20 protein-coding genes and 1 other RNA gene are annotated in these 16,092 nt (G+C 66.4%); 11 read left to right on the forward strand and 10 right to left on the reverse strand.

Annotation, left to right across the window (positions count from 1 at the left end):
• Positions 1-34: 34 nt before the first annotated feature.
• The 4 genes from efp (at position 35) to BMY25_RS00215 (ending at position 3,554) form a co-directional block, all read left to right on the forward strand.
• Positions 35-598: an elongation factor P gene (gene efp / locus BMY25_RS00200; protein ID WP_092494584.1), complete on the forward strand. Its 564-nt coding sequence runs from the start codon at positions 35-37 to the stop codon at positions 596-598.
• A gap of 14 nt (positions 599-612) precedes the next feature.
• Positions 613-1,398, forward strand: a complete 786-nt coding sequence (locus BMY25_RS00205) for an inositol monophosphatase family protein (protein WP_092494585.1) — start codon at positions 613-615, stop codon at positions 1,396-1,398.
• A 70-nt stretch (positions 1,399-1,468) separates the two neighbouring features.
• Positions 1,469-2,518, forward strand: a complete 1,050-nt coding sequence (locus BMY25_RS00210; RefSeq protein ID WP_092494586.1) for a flagellar motor protein MotA — start codon at positions 1,469-1,471, stop codon at positions 2,516-2,518.
• A 4-nt stretch (positions 2,519-2,522) separates the two neighbouring features.
• The gene (locus BMY25_RS00215) at positions 2,523-3,554 is read left to right on the forward strand and encodes a peptidoglycan -binding protein (protein WP_092494587.1); all 1,032 of its coding nucleotides are present in this window, start codon (positions 2,523-2,525) and stop codon (positions 3,552-3,554) included.
• A gap of 32 nt (positions 3,555-3,586) precedes the next feature.
• Here the strand turns inward: BMY25_RS00215 and BMY25_RS00220 are convergent, their stop codons facing one another.
• Both BMY25_RS00220 and BMY25_RS00225 read right to left on the reverse strand, forming a co-directional pair.
• Positions 3,587-4,429 (reverse strand): SDR family oxidoreductase, encoded by an 843-nt coding sequence (locus BMY25_RS00220; protein ID WP_238858063.1) that lies wholly within the window; start codon positions 4,427-4,429, stop codon positions 3,587-3,589.
• 70 nt (positions 4,430-4,499) lie between these two features.
• The gene (locus tag BMY25_RS00225; protein ID WP_092494589.1) at positions 4,500-6,311 is read right to left on the reverse strand and encodes an ABC transporter transmembrane domain-containing protein; all 1,812 of its coding nucleotides are present in this window, start codon (positions 6,309-6,311) and stop codon (positions 4,500-4,502) included.
• A gap of 198 nt (positions 6,312-6,509) precedes the next feature.
• On the opposite strand from BMY25_RS00225, the gene rpmE reads away from it, so the two are divergent.
• On the forward strand, positions 6,510-6,734 hold the full coding sequence (gene rpmE / locus BMY25_RS00230; protein WP_092494590.1) for a 50S ribosomal protein L31: 225 nt from the start codon (positions 6,510-6,512) through the stop codon (positions 6,732-6,734).
• Between the two features lie 149 nt (positions 6,735-6,883).
• Here rpmE and rcdA read toward each other — a convergent pair whose 3' ends face one another.
• Both rcdA and BMY25_RS00240 read right to left on the reverse strand, forming a co-directional pair.
• Entirely contained in the window at positions 6,884-7,408 is a 525-nt protein-coding gene (gene rcdA / locus BMY25_RS00235; protein ID WP_092494591.1) for a protease adaptor protein RcdA, read from the reverse strand.
• Between the two features lie 326 nt (positions 7,409-7,734).
• Positions 7,735-7,935, reverse strand: coding sequence for a DUF1192 domain-containing protein (locus BMY25_RS00240; protein ID WP_092494592.1), 201 nt, complete (start codon positions 7,933-7,935; stop codon positions 7,735-7,737).
• 77 nt (positions 7,936-8,012) lie between these two features.
• Here BMY25_RS00240 and BMY25_RS00245 point away from each other — a divergent pair, with 77 nt between their 5' ends.
• Together BMY25_RS00245 and BMY25_RS00250 are read left to right on the forward strand one after the other, a co-directional pair.
• Complete coding sequence (locus BMY25_RS00245; protein WP_092494593.1) at positions 8,013-9,017, forward strand: NAD(P)H-quinone oxidoreductase; 1,005 nt, start codon at positions 8,013-8,015, stop codon at positions 9,015-9,017.
• A 162-nt stretch (positions 9,018-9,179) separates the two neighbouring features.
• Positions 9,180-9,869, forward strand: a complete 690-nt coding sequence (locus BMY25_RS00250) for a DUF1013 domain-containing protein (RefSeq protein WP_092494594.1) — start codon at positions 9,180-9,182, stop codon at positions 9,867-9,869.
• A gap of 115 nt (positions 9,870-9,984) precedes the next feature.
• Here BMY25_RS00250 and BMY25_RS00255 read toward each other — a convergent pair whose 3' ends face one another.
• The 5 genes from BMY25_RS00255 to ssrS form a co-directional block, all read right to left on the reverse strand.
• Positions 9,985-10,734: a YebC/PmpR family DNA-binding transcriptional regulator gene (locus BMY25_RS00255; protein ID WP_092494595.1), complete on the reverse strand. Its 750-nt coding sequence runs from the start codon at positions 10,732-10,734 to the stop codon at positions 9,985-9,987.
• A gap of 91 nt (positions 10,735-10,825) precedes the next feature.
• Complete coding sequence (locus BMY25_RS00260; RefSeq protein WP_092494596.1) at positions 10,826-11,236, reverse strand: GFA family protein; 411 nt, start codon at positions 11,234-11,236, stop codon at positions 10,826-10,828.
• Between the two features lie 43 nt (positions 11,237-11,279).
• Positions 11,280-12,098 (reverse strand): TIGR00282 family metallophosphoesterase, encoded by an 819-nt coding sequence (locus tag BMY25_RS00265; RefSeq protein WP_092494597.1) that lies wholly within the window; start codon positions 12,096-12,098, stop codon positions 11,280-11,282.
• The gene (locus BMY25_RS00270; RefSeq protein ID WP_092494598.1) at positions 12,095-12,688 is read right to left on the reverse strand and encodes a 5-formyltetrahydrofolate cyclo-ligase; all 594 of its coding nucleotides are present in this window, start codon (positions 12,686-12,688) and stop codon (positions 12,095-12,097) included. Before BMY25_RS00270 ends, BMY25_RS00265 begins: the two co-directional genes overlap by 4 nt.
• A gap of 48 nt (positions 12,689-12,736) precedes the next feature.
• Positions 12,737-12,893, reverse strand: a non-coding RNA gene (gene ssrS / locus BMY25_RS00275) — 6S RNA.
• 127 nt (positions 12,894-13,020) lie between these two features.
• Here ssrS and ruvC point away from each other — a divergent pair.
• The 4 genes from ruvC (at position 13,021) to ybgC (ending at position 15,739) form a co-directional block, all read left to right on the forward strand.
• Complete coding sequence (gene ruvC, locus BMY25_RS00280; protein ID WP_092494599.1) at positions 13,021-13,533, forward strand: crossover junction endodeoxyribonuclease RuvC; 513 nt, start codon at positions 13,021-13,023, stop codon at positions 13,531-13,533.
• A gap of 124 nt (positions 13,534-13,657) precedes the next feature.
• Positions 13,658-14,275, forward strand: a complete 618-nt coding sequence (gene ruvA / locus BMY25_RS00285; protein WP_092494600.1) for a Holliday junction branch migration protein RuvA — start codon at positions 13,658-13,660, stop codon at positions 14,273-14,275.
• Positions 14,272-15,315 (forward strand): Holliday junction branch migration DNA helicase RuvB, encoded by a 1,044-nt coding sequence (gene ruvB / locus BMY25_RS00290; protein ID WP_092494601.1) that lies wholly within the window; start codon positions 14,272-14,274, stop codon positions 15,313-15,315. The genes ruvA and ruvB overlap by 4 nt, the downstream gene beginning before the upstream one ends.
• A complete protein-coding gene (gene ybgC / locus BMY25_RS00295) occupies positions 15,302-15,739 on the forward strand; it encodes a tol-pal system-associated acyl-CoA thioesterase (RefSeq protein ID WP_092494602.1) in 438 nt (145 codons plus the stop codon). Before ruvB ends, ybgC begins: the two co-directional genes overlap by 14 nt.
• Here the strand turns inward: ybgC and BMY25_RS20645 are convergent.
• A complete protein-coding gene (locus tag BMY25_RS20645) occupies positions 15,723-15,887 on the reverse strand; it encodes a hypothetical protein (protein WP_177176632.1) in 165 nt (54 codons plus the stop codon). The two genes, ybgC and BMY25_RS20645, sit on opposite strands and share 17 nt — an antisense overlap.
• Positions 15,888-16,092: the final 205 nt, after the last annotated feature.

A 16,092-nucleotide genomic window follows, 5' to 3' on the forward strand; every position in this document is an offset into this window, starting at 1 on the left:
CCGATCCCTCCCGCCCCGATGTCCAGGACCAGCCATGAAAATCAACGGCAACGAAATCCGCTCCGGCGCAGTCATCGAGCACGATGGCTCGCTGTGGGTTGCCGTTAAGACGCAGACGGTGAAGCCCGGCAAGGGCCCGGCCTACAACCAGGTCGAGCTGAAGAACCTGATCGACGGACGGAAGCTCAACAACCGCTTCGGTTCCGACGAGAAGGTCGAGCTGACGGAGATCGAGAAGCGCGACTTCCAGTATCTCTACACCGAAGGCGACCAGCTCGTTTTCATGAATACCGAGACCTACGAGCAGATCAATCTGGCCGCCGATTTCGTCGGCGAGCGCGCCGCCTTCCTGCAGGACGGCATGCAGGTCATGCTGGAGATGCACGGCGAGCGGCCGATCGGCATCTCGCTGCCGCAGCACGTGACGCTGACGATCGCCGAGACCGAGCCGACCATGAAGGGCCAGACGGCCGCTTCCTCCTACAAGCCGGCGATCATGGAGAACGGCGTGCGCGTCATGGTGCCTCCCTTCATCGGCTCCGGCGAGCGGATCGTCGTCGATACCAACGAAGTTTCCTATCTGCGCCGCGCAGACTGAAAGGCACGGCAGACATGGCTCTTTCCGCTCTTCTCAACGTCATGGTCAAGGCCGCTTCCAAGGCCGGCCGCAATCTCGCCCGCGATTTCGGCGAGGTGGAGAACCTCCAGGTTTCCCGCAAGGGACCGGCGGATTTCGTCTCCGCCGCCGATCGCCGGGCCGAGGACATCATCCGCACCGAGCTGGAGCACGCGCGCCCCGGCTACAGCTTCCTGATGGAAGAATCCGGCGCGACCGCCGGGGAGGATCCACAGCATCGCTGGATCGTCGATCCGCTCGACGGAACGACCAACTTCCTGCACGGCATTCCGGATTTCTGCATTTCCATCGCGCTGGAAAGCCAGGGCAAGATCCGCGCCGGGTTGATCTACAACCCCGTTCGCGACGAGCTCTTCACGGCCGAGCGCGGCGGCGGCGCCTTCATGAACAACCGCCGCATCCGCGTGGCGAACCGGATGCATCTGGCCGATTGCGTGATCGGCACCGGCATTCCGCATCTCGGCCGGGGCGACCATGGCCTGTTCCTCAAGGAACTGGCGAAGAGCATGCCGGCGCTGGCCGGCGTCCGCCGCTCGGGTGCCGCCGCTCTCGACCTCGCCTATGTCGCGGCCGGGCGTTTCGACGGCTTCTGGGAGCGCGACCTCAAGCCGTGGGACATGGCGGCCGGCATCCTGCTGATCCGCGAGGCCGGCGGCTTCGTCAGCGACATGGAGGGCCGCGACGACATGCTGAATTCCGGTCACATCGTCGCCGGTAACGAGTCCATCCATCGTCAGCTTCAGGTGCTTTTGAAGGTCTGAGCGGGTTCCGTTCGCCAAGGCCGCCATTTCGCGCTACTAAGAGTTTAAACGCTGTGCGGACGGGAGAAGCATGGCCCGCGAATTCGACCCCTACAAGCTTTCGAGCCCTCGTGTCTTTCTGGTCAGGATCATCATTTTCCTGGTCATAGCGGCGTTCGTTCCGATCATCCTGCACCGGCAGGTGCAGGCTGCGTTCCTGAACAATCCGGGACTCAACAGCCTGATCGTGGCGGTGCTCGTCATCGGCATCATCCTGTCGATCCGCAACGTGGTCTGGCTGATGCCGGAAGTGCGGTGGGTCAACGCCTTCCGCCGGCGCGGGCACGATCCTTTTCAGGCAAGCCCGCGGCTCCTGGCGCCCATGGCCACTTTGCTGCGGGACCGGGCGGAGTCGATGGCGCTGTCCACCTCGACGTGGCGCTCGATCCTGGATTCGATCGGCAACCGCCTCGACGAGAACCGGGAGATCCTGCGCTATCTGACGGGGCTTCTGGTCTTCCTCGGCCTGCTCGGCACCTTCTGGGGCCTGCTCACCACGGTGGGCGCCGTCGGTGCTACGATCCAGAACCTCAACACCGGCTCGGGCGACGCGACGACGCTGTTCGAGGATCTCAAGTCGGGTCTGGCTGCGCCGCTTTCCGGCATGGGCATCTCGTTCTCATCCTCGCTTTTCGGCTTGGCCGGCTCGCTGGTCCTCGGCTTCCTCGACCTTCAGGCGGGGCAGGCGCAGAACCGCTTCTATACCGAGCTGGAGGACTGGCTTTCCACGCTGACCGATCTTGAGGACTTCTCCGTCGAGGAACCCGAGGCCGGCGGTAGCGTGCAGGAGATCCGCCAGTCGGTGGACCGTCTCGCCCGCATGATCAGCGAGGACGGTCCCGGTCGCGGCAACAATGCGGCCGTGTCCAGCCTTGCGGAAGGCATCCAGGCGCTGGTCCAGCACATGCGCACCGAGCAGCAGGCCGTGCGCGACTGGATGGAAGCGCAGGCCGAGCAGCAGGTCCGGCTGCAGGCGACGCTGGACCGCCTCGCAGTCGTTTCCGAAGAAAAGGCGGCCCGCATCGAGGGCCCGGCCGCTGAGCGCAGCGGTGCCCTCTCCGAGCTGAGACGGGAAGGCTGAGGCGATGGCCACCACGCGCGGCCGCCGCCTTTCCCGCATCGACTACTGGCCGGGCTTCGTCGACGCGCTGTCGACGCTGGTGCTGGTCTTCGTCTTCCTGATTACCGTCTTCTTCCTGTCGCAGACGTTCCTCAGCCGGGAAATCGGCAACAAGGACACGATCCTCAACCAGCTGAACGCGCAGATCAGCCAGCTCAGCGACATGCTGGCGCTGGAGCAGGCGAAGTCGCACAACCTGAACGACACGCTGGCCGCCATGCAGGCGAGCCTTGCCAGCACCCAGTCGGAACGCGACAAGCTGCAGAGCGCGCTGAACACCAATACCGGCCTCGCGGTCGATGAAGGGCAGGGGCAGGTGGCGGCCCTGCAAGGCGACCTCGTCGCGCAGAAGAAGCTGAGCCAGGGCGCGCTCGATCAGGTGTCGCTGCTGAACCAGCAACTGGCCGCGCTGCGGCGCCAGATCGCGGCGCTTGAAGACGCGCTTGGAGCTTCCGAGAAGCAGGGCGCGGAAAGCCAGACCAAGATCGCCGATCTCGGCCAGCGGCTGAACGTGGCGCTGGCGCAGCGGGTGCAGGAACTCGCGCGCTACCGCTCCGATTTCTTCGGCCGGCTGCGGCAGATCCTCGCCAATCGCCCGGACATCCAGGTGGTGGGCGACCGCTTCGTGCTGCCCGCGTCCGTTCTCTTCCCCTCCGCCAGCGACGAACTGAACGATTCCGTGCGGCCCTCGCTGGACAAGCTGGCCGACGCGATCAAGGAGCTGGAAGGGGAGATCCCGCCGGAGATCAAGTGGGTGATCCGCGTCGATGGCCACACCGATGCCCGGCCAATCGCCCCGACCAGCCGCTTCCAGAGCAACTGGGACCTGTCGGCCGACCGTGCCATTTCCGTGGTGCGATACCTGATTTCCAGGGGGGTCGACCCCCAGCATCTGGTCGCCGCCGGCTTCGGCGAGTTCCGGCCGCTGGACACCGGCAACACGGATGCGGCCTATGCCCGCAATCGCCGCATCGAACTGAAGCTCACCGAGCCCTGATCGATCCGGCTCCGGGCGACCGGGGAACCCGGTCAGCGCCTGCCGAGAACACGCAGGAAGGCGGCGTCCACGACGCGCTCGGGCGCTATCGCATGCAGCATCGGGGCCAGCTTGGAGAAGCTGCCGACATTGTAGCGAATGCGCGGCACCCGGTCGGTCGCGGCGCTCAGGATGGCGGCGGCGATGTCCTCGGGTGAGAGGACGCCGGGATTGCCGGGCCGCAGTGCTCGCTCCATCATCAGCCGGACGGAATCCTTGAAGCCGCGATAGGGGCTGTCCGGGCCGGTATCCGGCAGGCCCGCCGCGACCTTGCCGACGAACTTGGTGGCGACGGGGCCTGGCAGCACGTTCGCCACGTCGATCCCGAAGTCCTTCACCTCGACGCGCAGCGCATCGGAGATCGCTTCCAGCGCGAATTTAGAGGCGTGGTAGATCCCCGCACCCGGCATGCTGACGCGGCCGGCGACCGAGCTTACATTGACGATGCGGCCGCGCCCGACCTCGCGCATGCCGGGCAGCACGAGCTGCGCCATCCGGACCACGCCGAGGACATTGGTCTCGAACGAGCGGCGGACACCGTCCAGCGGCACTTCCTCGATCGGGCCATATTGCGGAAATCCGGCATTGTTGACGAGCACGCCCACGGGTCCGAACCGCTTCTCGATAGCCGCCACCGTTTCCGCGCTGCCGTCGTCGGTGACGTCCAGCGCCCGGATCTCGCAGCCCTCGGCGCGGAGGTCCTCGATATCGGCGAGGTTGCGGGAGGTGGCGACTGTCAGGAAACCGCGTCGGGCAAAGGCGATCGCACTGGCCCGGCCGATTCCGCTGGAACAGCCGGTGATCAGGACGGGTGACGTCTTCGGAATTCTGGCCATGGTCCGCCCTCGCATTCCCCCGGCATATGGGGCGGAGCGGCGACGCGGCCAGAGAGGAAAAGCTTGAGCGTCAGGCCTGCAGGCGCGGCCGGTCGGGCTCGCCGCTCTGGAACTGGAGATCGGCGAGACGGGCATAGAGGCCGCCGCGCGCGACGAGGCCGGCATGGGTGCCTTCCTCCACGATGCGCCCGGCATCCATGACGAGGATGCGGTCGGCGCTCTTGATGGTCGCCAGCCGGTGGGCGATCACGAGGGAGGTGCGGCCTTGCATCAGCGTTTCGAGCGCCGCCTGCACGGCGGCTTCGCTTTCCGCATCGAGGGCGCTGGTCGCCTCGTCCAGAAGCAGCACCGGCGCATCCTTGAGGATGGCGCGGGCGATCGCCAGGCGCTGGCGCTGGCCGCCGGAAAGCGTGACGCCGCGCTCGCCGAGCGGCGTGTCATAGCCCTGCGGCAGGGCGGCGAGGAATTCGTCGGCCCGGGCGGCCCGCGCGGCGGCGACGATGTCCGCCTCCTCCGCCTCCGGCCGGCCGAAGCGCATATTTTCCCGCGCGCTCGCCCCGAAGATCGTGGGCTCCTGCGGCACCAGCGCCATTTCGCGCCGGAGCGCCAGCGGATCGAGGCTGCGGATATCGACATCGTCCAGCGAGATCGTGCCGGAAAGCGGGTCGTAGAAGCGCATCAGCAGCGAGAAGAGCGTGGACTTGCCGGCGCCGGAGGGGCCGACCAGCGCGACGCGCTCGCCGGGCCGGATGCGCAGCGAGATGTCGTGCAGCGTCGGGCCGCTTTCCCCGTAGGCGAAGGAGACGCGGTCGAAGCGGATCTCGCCCGCAACCGGGCTCGGCAAGGCCGCGGGCCGGGAGGGCGCCTGGATGGCCGGCGGGGTGGCGAGGATCTCTGCGATGCGGCCGCTGGCGCCGGAGGCCTGCGAGATTTCGCCCCAGACCTGCGAGAGTTCGCCCAGCGAGCTCGCCGCCAGCACGGAGTAGAGCAGGAACTGGCCGAGCGTGCCGGCGCTCATCTGGCCGCTCAGCACCGAATGCGCGCCCCACCAGAGCACGGCGACGATGCTGGAAAACACGAGGAAGATCACGAAGGCGGTGAGCATCGAGCGCGACCTGGTGGCTTCGCGGGCGGCCTGGAACGAAGCCTCGACCATGCCGCCGAAGCGGTCGCCCGTGGGGCGCTCATAGGTGAAGGCCTGCACAGTGCGGACGCCGCCGATCGCCTCCGCCGCATAGGCGGATGCGTTCGCCAGCGTATCCTGCGCAAAGCGCGAGCGCTTGCGAACGCTGCGGCCGAAGGCGACCATGGGCAGCACGATGGCGGGGATGACGAGAAGCACCAGCGCGGAGAGATGCGGGCTGGTGCTGACCATCATGATCACGCCGCCCAGGCACATCACGACATTGCGGAGCGCGACGGAAGCGCTGGAACCGACGGCGGACTTGATCTGCGTGGCGTCGGCCGTCAGGCGCGACATGATCTCGCCGGAATGGGCGGTGTCAAAGAAGGCCGGCGACAGGCGCATCACATGGTCGAAGACGTCGCGGCGAAGATCGGCGACGATCCTCTCGCCGAGCGTGGTCACGAGGTAATAGCGGGCGGCGCTGGCCAGCGCGAGCACAGCCGCCAGCAAAAAGAGCGCAAGGAACGTGCGGTTGATGAAGGCGGCATTCTCGGCGGAAAAGCCGATGTCGATCATGCGCCGGATCGCGACGGGCATGCTCAGCGTCGCGAGCGCGGCGGCCAGCAGCGAGACCACGGCGGCAAACGCCCGGCCCCGGTAACGGCCGAGATAGGGCAGCAGCGTTCGAAGCGGGCGCAGATTTCGTGATGACGTGCGCTCCGACGCTTCGTCCCGGTCTCGTGAGTTCCTTGTCATGCGGGTCAAGGAGCAAGAAATGACGGCCGGCGCAAGGGCGACGAGGCGGCCTTGATGACGCGGCCTTGAAGCTTAGGCCAAAAGCCTATATGGAGCGGGCACGGACGTGCGGGCGGGCAACGCTCGCCTTTTGCCGCTTGGGCTTAGGCCGGCGCGGCGACTGCCAAGAATTCTGCCCATTCGCAAAGAGATCTGACGATGAAGAAAGATATCCATCCCGATTATCATCGCATCAAGGTGGTGATGACCGACGGCACCGAGTACACGACGCGCTCGACCTACGGTTCCGAGGGCGACACGCTGAACCTCGACATCGACCCGCGCACGCATCCGGCATGGACCGGCGGCACGCAGCAGCTGCTCGATCGCGGCGGCCGTCTGTCGCGCTTCAAGAACAAGTTCAACAGCTACCTCGGCTCCTGATCCGGTTTCCGGCAGGATTCAAGGCGCGAACGAAAAGGGCCGGCTTTCGCCGGCCCTTTTTCTTTGGCTCTTTTTCTTCGGCCCGTTTTCTCAGTCTGTGCTGAACGAAAAAGGCCGGCGAGGGGCGCCGGCCTCTGATCGGGCGAGACCTAGAAGGATGCTCCGAGCGCGGCCGCGAGGCTGGCGATCTGCGCGCCCACCGGGTTCTCGTTGCTGGCCGCGCGGGGAGCCGGATCGCCGAGCAGGGCCGCATCGATCATTTCCACCTGCTTCTGAAGCGAAAACGAGCGGTTGATCAGATCGGCGAAGCGATCCGGCAACTGGGCGAAAAACTCCTCATCGGCGTTCTGCGTGCCGAGCGGCTCCAGCCGGATCTTGCGCTTTTCGTCGGCCGCCTGTGCCGCCGTCATGTCGCCCTCGATCACCGAACGGTGGAGCAGCAGCCACGAGGCCAGCTGCATCAGCCGGGTGGTGAGGCGCATGGATTCCCTGGCGTAGACCGCCGCCACCGGGCGCTCCAGCGCGCGCGAGGCGAAGCGTCCGTCGCCGTCCAGATAGGCCGCGGTTTCCTCCACCAGGCCCATTCCCTGACGGAAGAGGGCACGGAAAGTCTCCGATTGCGCATAGGCTTCGCCGAACGAGATCGGCTGCTTCGTGTCGGTTCGAAGACGCATGCTACACTCCACTGACGCCCGCAGAGCCCCTTCCCCAGGAAGGGTTCCCCGGAAATGGGCCCCGGGATTGGGCTTGGGGTGACCTTACGGCAGAGTGGCCGCCGATCGGAGTCGGTTTCAACCGGATACTTATGAATTGGTGAAAAGAAGAGCCGCTCGCGCGGCCCGGGCGTCTTGCCAAAAAGAAGAGCCGCTCGCGCGGCTCAGGACTTTCGAGGGGAGATTGGAGGACACTGTCTCTCCGTTCCGCCTCCCTCCGGGAGAGATATGGGAGGGGAACGGGACCACGTTGCGCCGTCAGCATTAAGGAAACGTTTATTCCTCGATCAGGAGTCGATGCGAAACACCGATTCCGCCGCGTCGCGGCTCTGCTTCTTGGCCTGGATCTCCCGCTCCATGCGCTCGATCTCGGCGCGATAGAGGCGGATGCGGTCTTCCAGCTCGAACACCGAAAGCGTGGAAAGCGATGCGCCCGGCCCACTCGCTTGCGATTGCGGCTTCGGGGGTTCGTCATCGAAAGCAGCCATATCGGGTCTCCGGTCGACGGAATAAGTCCCTATATTCATAGGGTGCAGGACGCATTCTCCAATCCAGCAGGAACGAAATGGCTCAAATCCCCGAAACCATGGATGTCGTGGTCATCAGCGAACCCGGCGGCCCGGATGTGCTGACGCCGGACGAGCGGCCGGTGCCCCGTCCGGGGCCGGAAGAAATCCTGATCCGGGTCGCGGCCGCCGGCGTGAACCGCCCGGATGTGCTGCAGCGGCAGGGGAAATACGCGCCGCCGGAAGGCGCGTCCGACCTGCCGGGGCTGGAGGTCGCCGGCACGGTGGCGGCGGTCGGACCGGGGGCGGAGCGCTGGCAGGTCGGCGACCAGGTCGTGGCGCTGCTGCCGGGCGGCGGCTATGCGGAATATTGCACGGTTCATGCGACGAACGCCCTGCCGCTGCCCGCGCCGCTTTCCCCGACCGAGGCCGGCGGCATCGTGGAGACGGTGTTCACCGTCTGGCACAACGTCTTCCAGCGCGGCGCCTTGCGGCCGGGCGAGGTTTTCCTCGTCCATGGCGGGACGAGCGGCATCGGCACCACGGCGATCCAGCTTGCCAAGGCGTTCGGCTGCTTCGTCGTCGCGACCGCCGGCTCGGAAGAGAAGTGCCAGGCGTGCCGCGATCTCGGCGCGGATCTCGCGATCAATTACCGGACGGAGGATTTCGTCGCGGTCGTGAAGGAGAAGACCGGTGGGCGCGGCGCGGACGTGATCCTCGACATGGTCGGCGGCTCCTATGTCGCGCGCAACCATGACGTGGCCGCCGAGGATGGCCGTATCGTGCAGATCGCGGTGCTGGGCGGCGCGAAGGCCGAGATCAATGTCGCCAAGGTGATGATGAAGCGGCTCACCCATACAGGATCCACGCTGCGCGCGCGTTCCGTCGCCTTCAAGGCGGAGCTCGCCCGGTCGGTGGAAGAGGCCGTCTGGCCGCTGATCGCCGAAGGCCGGTTCAGGCCGGTCATCGACGCGACCTTCCCGCTGGCGGAGGCGGCCGACGCCCACCGCCGAATGGAGGAGGGGAGCCATGTCGGCAAGATCATCCTGACGGTGAGGGACTAGGGGAGCGCGGGCGCCAGTCGCGTTCCTCCCACAGGCGCGACGCGGCAAATCCTTGCACGGTGGGATCGCGGCACCTATAAAGAGGGTGATTTCCCGTGATCCCAGACGCAATCACGGCTTCGCCGGCCCGCAAGCCGGCGGAGTGGACAGGAGGACTTTGCCATGGCGACATCGCCGCTTATGCCGAAGGCGACAGCCGTGTGGCTCGTCGACAATACCGGCCTGACGTTCGAGCAGATCGCGAATTTCTGCCGCATGCATCCGCTGGAAGTGAAGGCCATCGCCGACGGTGAATCCGCGCAGGGCATCAAGGGCATGGACCCGGTGCTGGCCGGCCAGCTCAGCCGCGACGAGATCGAGAAGGCCGAGCGCAACCCGCAATATGCGATGAAGATCCTGGAGCCCAAGGTAAAGGTGCCCGAGGTCAAGCGCCGCGGCCCGCGCTACACCCCGGTTTCCAAGCGGCAGGACCGGCCGAACGCGATCCTCTGGCTGGTGCGCAACCATCCGGAACTCAAGGACGCGGCGGTCATGCGCCTTGTCGGCACCACCAAGCCGACGATCCAGGCGATCCGCGAACGCACGCACTGGAACTCGGCCTCGCTGACGCCGACCGATCCGGTGACGCTGGGCCTCTGCTCGCAGCTGGAGCTCGATCTGGAAGTTCGCAAGGCGGAGCGCGAGTCGCCGCTGCCGCGCGAGGCCGAGGGCGCCCGCCTGCTTTCCGCCGAGGAAACCATGAATGCCGCGCCGGTCGCCGACGAGGACGATCTCGGCCTGCCCAACGACATGGACATCGACCCGGAAGCGGTCTTCGCCAAGCTGAAGTCGGTCAAGTCGGACGATATCTGATTGTCCCGGACGATACCTGATCGTCCCGGACGAGATCGGAAATGAAAAAGGGCGCCCCACGGGGCGCCCTTTTGTTTGGTGGGCAGGCTCCGCTTCCCCGGAGCCACGATCCCGATCAGGCTGCCGACAGGCGGCTCATGGTTTCTTCGTCGATCTCGAAGTTGGCGTAGACGTTCTGCACGTCGTCGTCGTCTTCCAGCGTGGCAATCAGCTTCATCAGCGTCGCGGCCTTTTCCTCGTCCACCGGCGTGGTGGTCTGGGGACGCCACACGGCCTTTACCGAGGCCGCTTCGCCGAGCTTTTCTTCCAGCGCCTTGGCGACGCTGTTCATGTCCGCGAAGGTGGTCGTGACGATGTGATTTTCCTCGTCGCTGACGACATCGTCGGCGCCGGCTTCGATCGCCGCTTCCAGCACGGAATCCGCATCGCCGGCGGCAGCCGGGTAGACGATTTCCCCGACGCGATCGAACATGAAGCCGACCGAACCGGTTTCACCAAGCGCGCCGCCGTTCTTTGAGAAATAGGAGCGCACCGCGCCCGCCGTGCGATTGCGGTTGTCCGTCAGCGCTTCCACGATCACCGCGACGCCGCCCGGGCCGTAGCCCTCGTAGCGGATCTCGGCGTAGTCGTCGCCTTCACCGCCGGCCGCCTTGTTGATGGCGCGCTCGATGACGTCCTTGGACATGGACTGGGCACGGGCGTTCTGGACCGCGAGACGCAGGCGGGAATTGGCGTTCACGTCGCCGCCGCCTTCCTTGGCGGAAACCGTGATTTCACGCGCCAGCTTGGAGAAGAGCTTGGAACGCACCGCGTCCTGCTTCCCCTTGCGGTGCATGATGTTCTTGAACTGTGAATGTCCGGCCATGGCCAGCCCCAACTGTTTTTATGTGCCTGAGTTTGGCGTGTTTATAGGTATGGGAACGCCCGGCGTCCAGCCGGGGGCCCGCTGCCGCGCGCTATTCGTGCGGCTGGCGAACGTCGGTTTCCACTTCCGTCAGCCCGTCTTCCAGGTGCAGCCAGAACAGCTTGCTGGTGACATAGGCGTGCCGGTCCGGCACCAGCCGGTCGGCTTCGTCGAAGGCACCGGCATGGATGTACACGTCGCCCGGCAGCCGCTCGTCCTCATAGCTGAGCGGCGTGCCGCAATCGGCGCAGAAGCTCCGCGTGATATGCGGCGAGGACTGCCGGTGCTTCGGTTCGCCGAACCAGTCGACGTCGTCGGCGCGAAAGCCCGCCCACACCACGGCCGGGGCCCCCGTCTGCCGCCGGCAATCGCGGCAGTGGCACCACGAGACCTGGAAAGGCTGGCCACGCGCCTGAATGGAAACGGCGCCGCAAAAGCAGCGCCCGTGCAAGATGTCCGTCACGGCGCGATCTCCCCTGAACCGGGGGGATGCCCGCCGGTCGCTGTCAGTCGAAGTCGGGCTCGGCCGGAGACAGTCCCGGGCCGATCCTGAGCGGCATCACCCGCTTCGCCAATCCGGTCGCATCATTGATCTCGACCGCCAGTCCCGACAAGGTCGCCGGACCCAGCGCGGGCCCGAAGCGGGAGGAAGGAATTTTCGTCATTGCGCGGCGCAGGGGTTCATCCTTCTCCATGCCGATGACGGAGTCGTAATCGCCGCACATGCCGGCATCCGACATATAGGCCGTGCCGCCGGGCAGGACGCGGTGGTCGGCGGTCGGCACATGGGTGTGCGTCCCGATGACGAGCGACGCCTTGCCGTCGAGGAAATAGCCCATGGTCTGCTTTTCGCTGGTCGCCTCGGCGTGGATGTCGACCACGATCGCATCGCAGCCTTCGCCCAGCGCGCAGGCGCCGATCGCGCGATCGACGGCGGCGAAAGGATCGTCCAGCGCCGGCATGAAGATGCTGCCCATGACGTTCAGCACCAGCACGCGCGCGCCGTTGCGGGCGGTGAAGACGTTGGCGCCGCGCCCGGGCGTGCCCTGGGGATAGTTTATGGGGCGCAGGAAGCGGTCCTGCCGGTCGGCATAGATCAGCGCTTCCCGCTGGTCCCAGACATGGTTGCCGGTGGTCACCACGTCCGCGCCGGCATCGACGAGGTTCTGGAAGATGTCCTCGGTTATGCCGAAGCCCCCGGCGGAGTTCTCGCCGTTGACGACGACGAAATCGAAGCGGTGCTTCTCGATCAGGCCGGGCAGGGTGTCGCAAACCAGCGCGCGGCCGGCTCGTCCCATCACGTCGCCCAGAAACAGCAATCTCACGCTTCGCTCTCCACCCTGATCAATTCGTTTTCCGTCGCGATTGCCGCGAGCGGTTCGTCATGCCCTTCAACCGGCACGCGGTCCACCTCCTGGCAGGCAAAGGCGATGCCGATGAAAGGCACCTGCCGTCCGCCGTGCCTCAACCGCGCCAGCGCCCGGTCGTAGAAACCCCCGCCATAGCCGATGCGCCCGCCCCGTCGATCGAACGCGGCCAGCGGCGCGACGATCAGGTCCGGATCGGCGGCGGCCTGGCTCGGCGGTGGATGGCGCGTGCCGAAAGCGCCGGGCTCCAGCGGACCGTCCTGGGGATAGAGCCGGAAGGCGAGGTCGCGACCGACGACCGCCGGCAGCAGCACCTGCCCGCCGAGCCTGCGGATCTCGGGGGCCAATCCGAGCGGATCGATTTCCCCGCGCATCGGCCAGAAGAGGGCGACGCGCTGGCCGCTCCCGAGGAGCGGCACGACATGGGTGATCGCCGCGCGGGAGGCCGCTTCGCGCGCGACCACGGAAAGAGAACCGCGCCGCTCCAGCGCGGTTTTCCGGAGTTCCGCCTTCAGCGCCGCGGCTGGAACAGTCGCTGCGTCGGGCATGAGGCACTCCGGGGAGAGAGGCCGGCGATCGCCGGCGAAAGAGGTGAGTGCGTAGCCACCTCGGCCGTTGGAGTTGAACAATCCCGGGACCTACAACGTAGGTGGGCGCCGTGTGACCAAACCCACGGGTCTGGTCGGGGACAGCTCCCTTAAGGATTGATAAGGCCCCGGGGATATAGTTTCCTGACGAGCCGCGCAGCCACGCAACAGCAGATATAGGTCGCTCCGAGTGCGGCGGCAAATGGCAAGTTCGCATCATCACCGACTTATGTGCGTCGCGGGCCGGAACTGGCTTCTCGCCGCGACGGAAAGGCTTGGGCTAGGGTCCGCGCATGACGGAAACGATTCGCATCATCGGCATCGATCCCGGCCTCCGCCGCACCGGCTGGGGCGTGATCGACGTCACCGGCAGCCGCCTGAGCTTCGTCGGCGCCGGGACGGTGCGGCCGGACGAGAAGGCGGAACTGGCGCTTCGCCTGTGCGAGATCCATGACGGGCTGGCGAAGGTTCTGTCCGCCTTCACGCCCGACGAGGCGGCCGTGGAGGCCACCTTTGTCAACAAGGACGCGGCCGCGACGTTGAAGCTCGGGCAGGCGCGCGGCGTGGCGATGCTGGTGCCGGCGCTGGCGGGCCTGCAGGTGGCGGAATATGCGCCGAACGCCGTGAAAAAGACGGTGGTCGGCGCCGGCCATGGCGCCAAGGAGCAAATCCGCATGATGGTGTCCGTGCTGATGCCGCGCGCCGTCTTCGACAGCGACGATTCCGCCGACGCGCTGGCCATCGCCATCTGTCACGCCCACCATCGCGGGCCCGCCCGGATGCGGTTGGCCGCCGCAGCGCGCTGAAGCGGCAGGCTGACGCGTCATTCGCCCAAGCCATTCGACCGGGCCATTTGCGATGGCGCGGATTGAGCTTGTTTCCGAAATGTTCTAACGCTGGCGGCGAAGAGAACTCACGGACCGGCGGAGCATGATCGGCAAGCTCAAGGGCATCATCGACTCCACCGGCGCGGACTGGGCGATCGTGGACGTGCATGGCGTCGGCTATCTCGTCCATTGCTCCACGCAGACGCTGCAATCGCTGCCGCAGGTGGGAGAAGCCGCCTCGCTCGCCATCGAGACGCATGTGCGCGAGCAGGATATCCGGCTATTCGGCTTTTCCAGCGAGGTGGAGCGCGAGTGGTTCCGCCTGCTGATCACGGTTCAGGGCATCGGCACCAAGGTCGCGCTGGCGGTTTTGAGCACGCTCAAATCGTCGGATCTCGCCTCCGCCATCGCGCTGCAGGACAAGGCGGCCGTCGCCCGCTCGCCCGGGGTCGGTCCCAAGGTCGCCCAGCGCATCTGCCTGGAACTCAAGGACAAGGTGCCGACCTTCGGGCACGTCGATTCCGGCACCGCGCGCCTGCAGGCCGATCTCGGCGACAAGGTGGCGCCGAAGCCCGCCGCCGATGCCGTGTCCGCGCTGGTCAATCTCGGCTACGCGCAGGCGCAGGCCTCCGCGGCCGTTGCCGCCGCCCTCCGGGAAGCCGGCGATGACGCGGAAACGCCCAAGCTGATCCGCCTCGGCCTGAAGGAACTGGCGCGTTGAGCGAAAAGCGGTTGATCTCCCCGGAAGTGCGCGGCGAGGACGAAGACGCCTCGCTTCGCCCGCAGCGCCTCGGCGATTTCGTTGGCCAGGCCAAGGCGCGCTCTAACTTGCAGATCTTCATCGACGCGGCGCGCGGCCGCGGCGATGCGCTCGATCACGTGCTGTTCGTCGGGCCGCCCGGCCTCGGCAAGACGACGCTGGCGCAGATCGTGGCGCGGGAACTCGGCGTCAATTTTCGCGCCACCTCCGGCCCGGTGATCGCCAAGGCCGGCGACCTCGCGGCGCTGCTGACCAATCTGGAAGAGCGCGATGTGCTCTTCATCGACGAGATCCACCGCCTCAGCCCGGCGGTGGAGGAAATCCTCTATCCCGCGATGGAGGATTTCCAGCTCGATCTCATCATCGGCGAGGGGCCGGCGGCACGCTCGGTCAAGATCGATCTCGCCCGCTTCACGCTCGTCGCCGCGACGACGCGGCTGGGCCTTTTGACGACACCGCTGCGGGATCGATTCGGAATCCCGGTGCGGCTGGAATTCTATACGGTGCCCGAGCTGGAATATATTGTCCGGCGCGGCGCCCGCATTCTCGGTGCGCCGATCACCGACAGCGGCGCGTCCGAGATCGCCCGACGCGCCCGGGGAACACCGCGGATTGCCGGCCGCCTGCTGCGCCGCGTCCGCGATTTCGCGGTGGTGGAAGGTTCGGGCGAGATCACCAGCGCCATCGCGGACAGGGCATTGCTGGCGCTCGACGTCGACAGTCGCGGGCTCGACCAGCTCGACCGGCGCTATCTCATGATGATCGCGGAAAATTTCGGCGGTGGCCCCGTGGGAATCGAGACGATCTCTGCCGGACTTTCCGAGCCTCGCGACGCGATCGAGGAGATCGTCGAGCCGTATCTGATCCAGCAGGGCTTCGTTCAGCGTACCCCGCGCGGCCGCGTGCTCACCGCCCGAGCCTTCTCGCATCTTGGCCTGGCGGTGCCGGAGGCGCCGCAGGCTCCGCAATTCGGATTGTTCGCCGGCGATGACGATCTCTGAAGCCGCGCTTGCGGGCGAACTGACCGGCTTCGGCCACCGGCTTTTGCAGCGGGTCTATTTCGAGGACACGGATTTTTCCGGCCTCGTCTACCACGCTCGCTACCTGCATTTCGCCGAGCGCGCCCGCTCCGATTACTTGCGGCTGCTGGGCGTGCACCACGCGGAACTGGCAGGGGAGGGGCTCGCTTTCGCGGTCCGTCACATGGAGCTCGATTTTTTGAAGCCCGCGCGGATCGACGATATCCTGCGGGTGGAAACGCGCCCGGCCGAAGTGTCCGGCGCCCGGCTGCGGCTCGGGCAGAAGGTGTTTCGGGGCGAGGATCTGCTGTTCGAGGCCGCCGTGACCGTGGTGCTGATCGGCCCGGGCGGCAGGCCGCAGCGGATGCCGCCGCGGATCAGAGCGCTTTTCAGCGCAGCGGAGTAGCCGGCAGTACAGGTGCCTGCTGCGGTTCGGCCGCGACGATTCGCGGCTTCCATTCCGGGGCCCGCACGCCTGCGAACGCGGTGGTGAAAACCACGAATGTCGCGACGGTCAGGGTGGCGGCTGTCAGCTTCTCGAGACTGGGGAACATGGAAACTGTCTCTGAACGATACATCGATCTCTAAAGCACCAGCAAAAACAGATGGTTCCGAAAAAAATGGTTAACGGGCAAGCAGTGCCCGCGCCTCTCCGGCAAGATCGCTCGCACCTCTTCGTTATCAACTGATTGTTAACCACGATCTAGTTAAGCTGTGTGACGGTCTCTCCCACCCGGGAGGTCGTGCTTTCGACATATT

The organism is Faunimonas pinastri (assembly GCF_900110915.1).
GTDB classification, from domain to species: Bacteria; Pseudomonadota; Alphaproteobacteria; order Rhizobiales; family Afifellaceae; genus Faunimonas; species Faunimonas pinastri.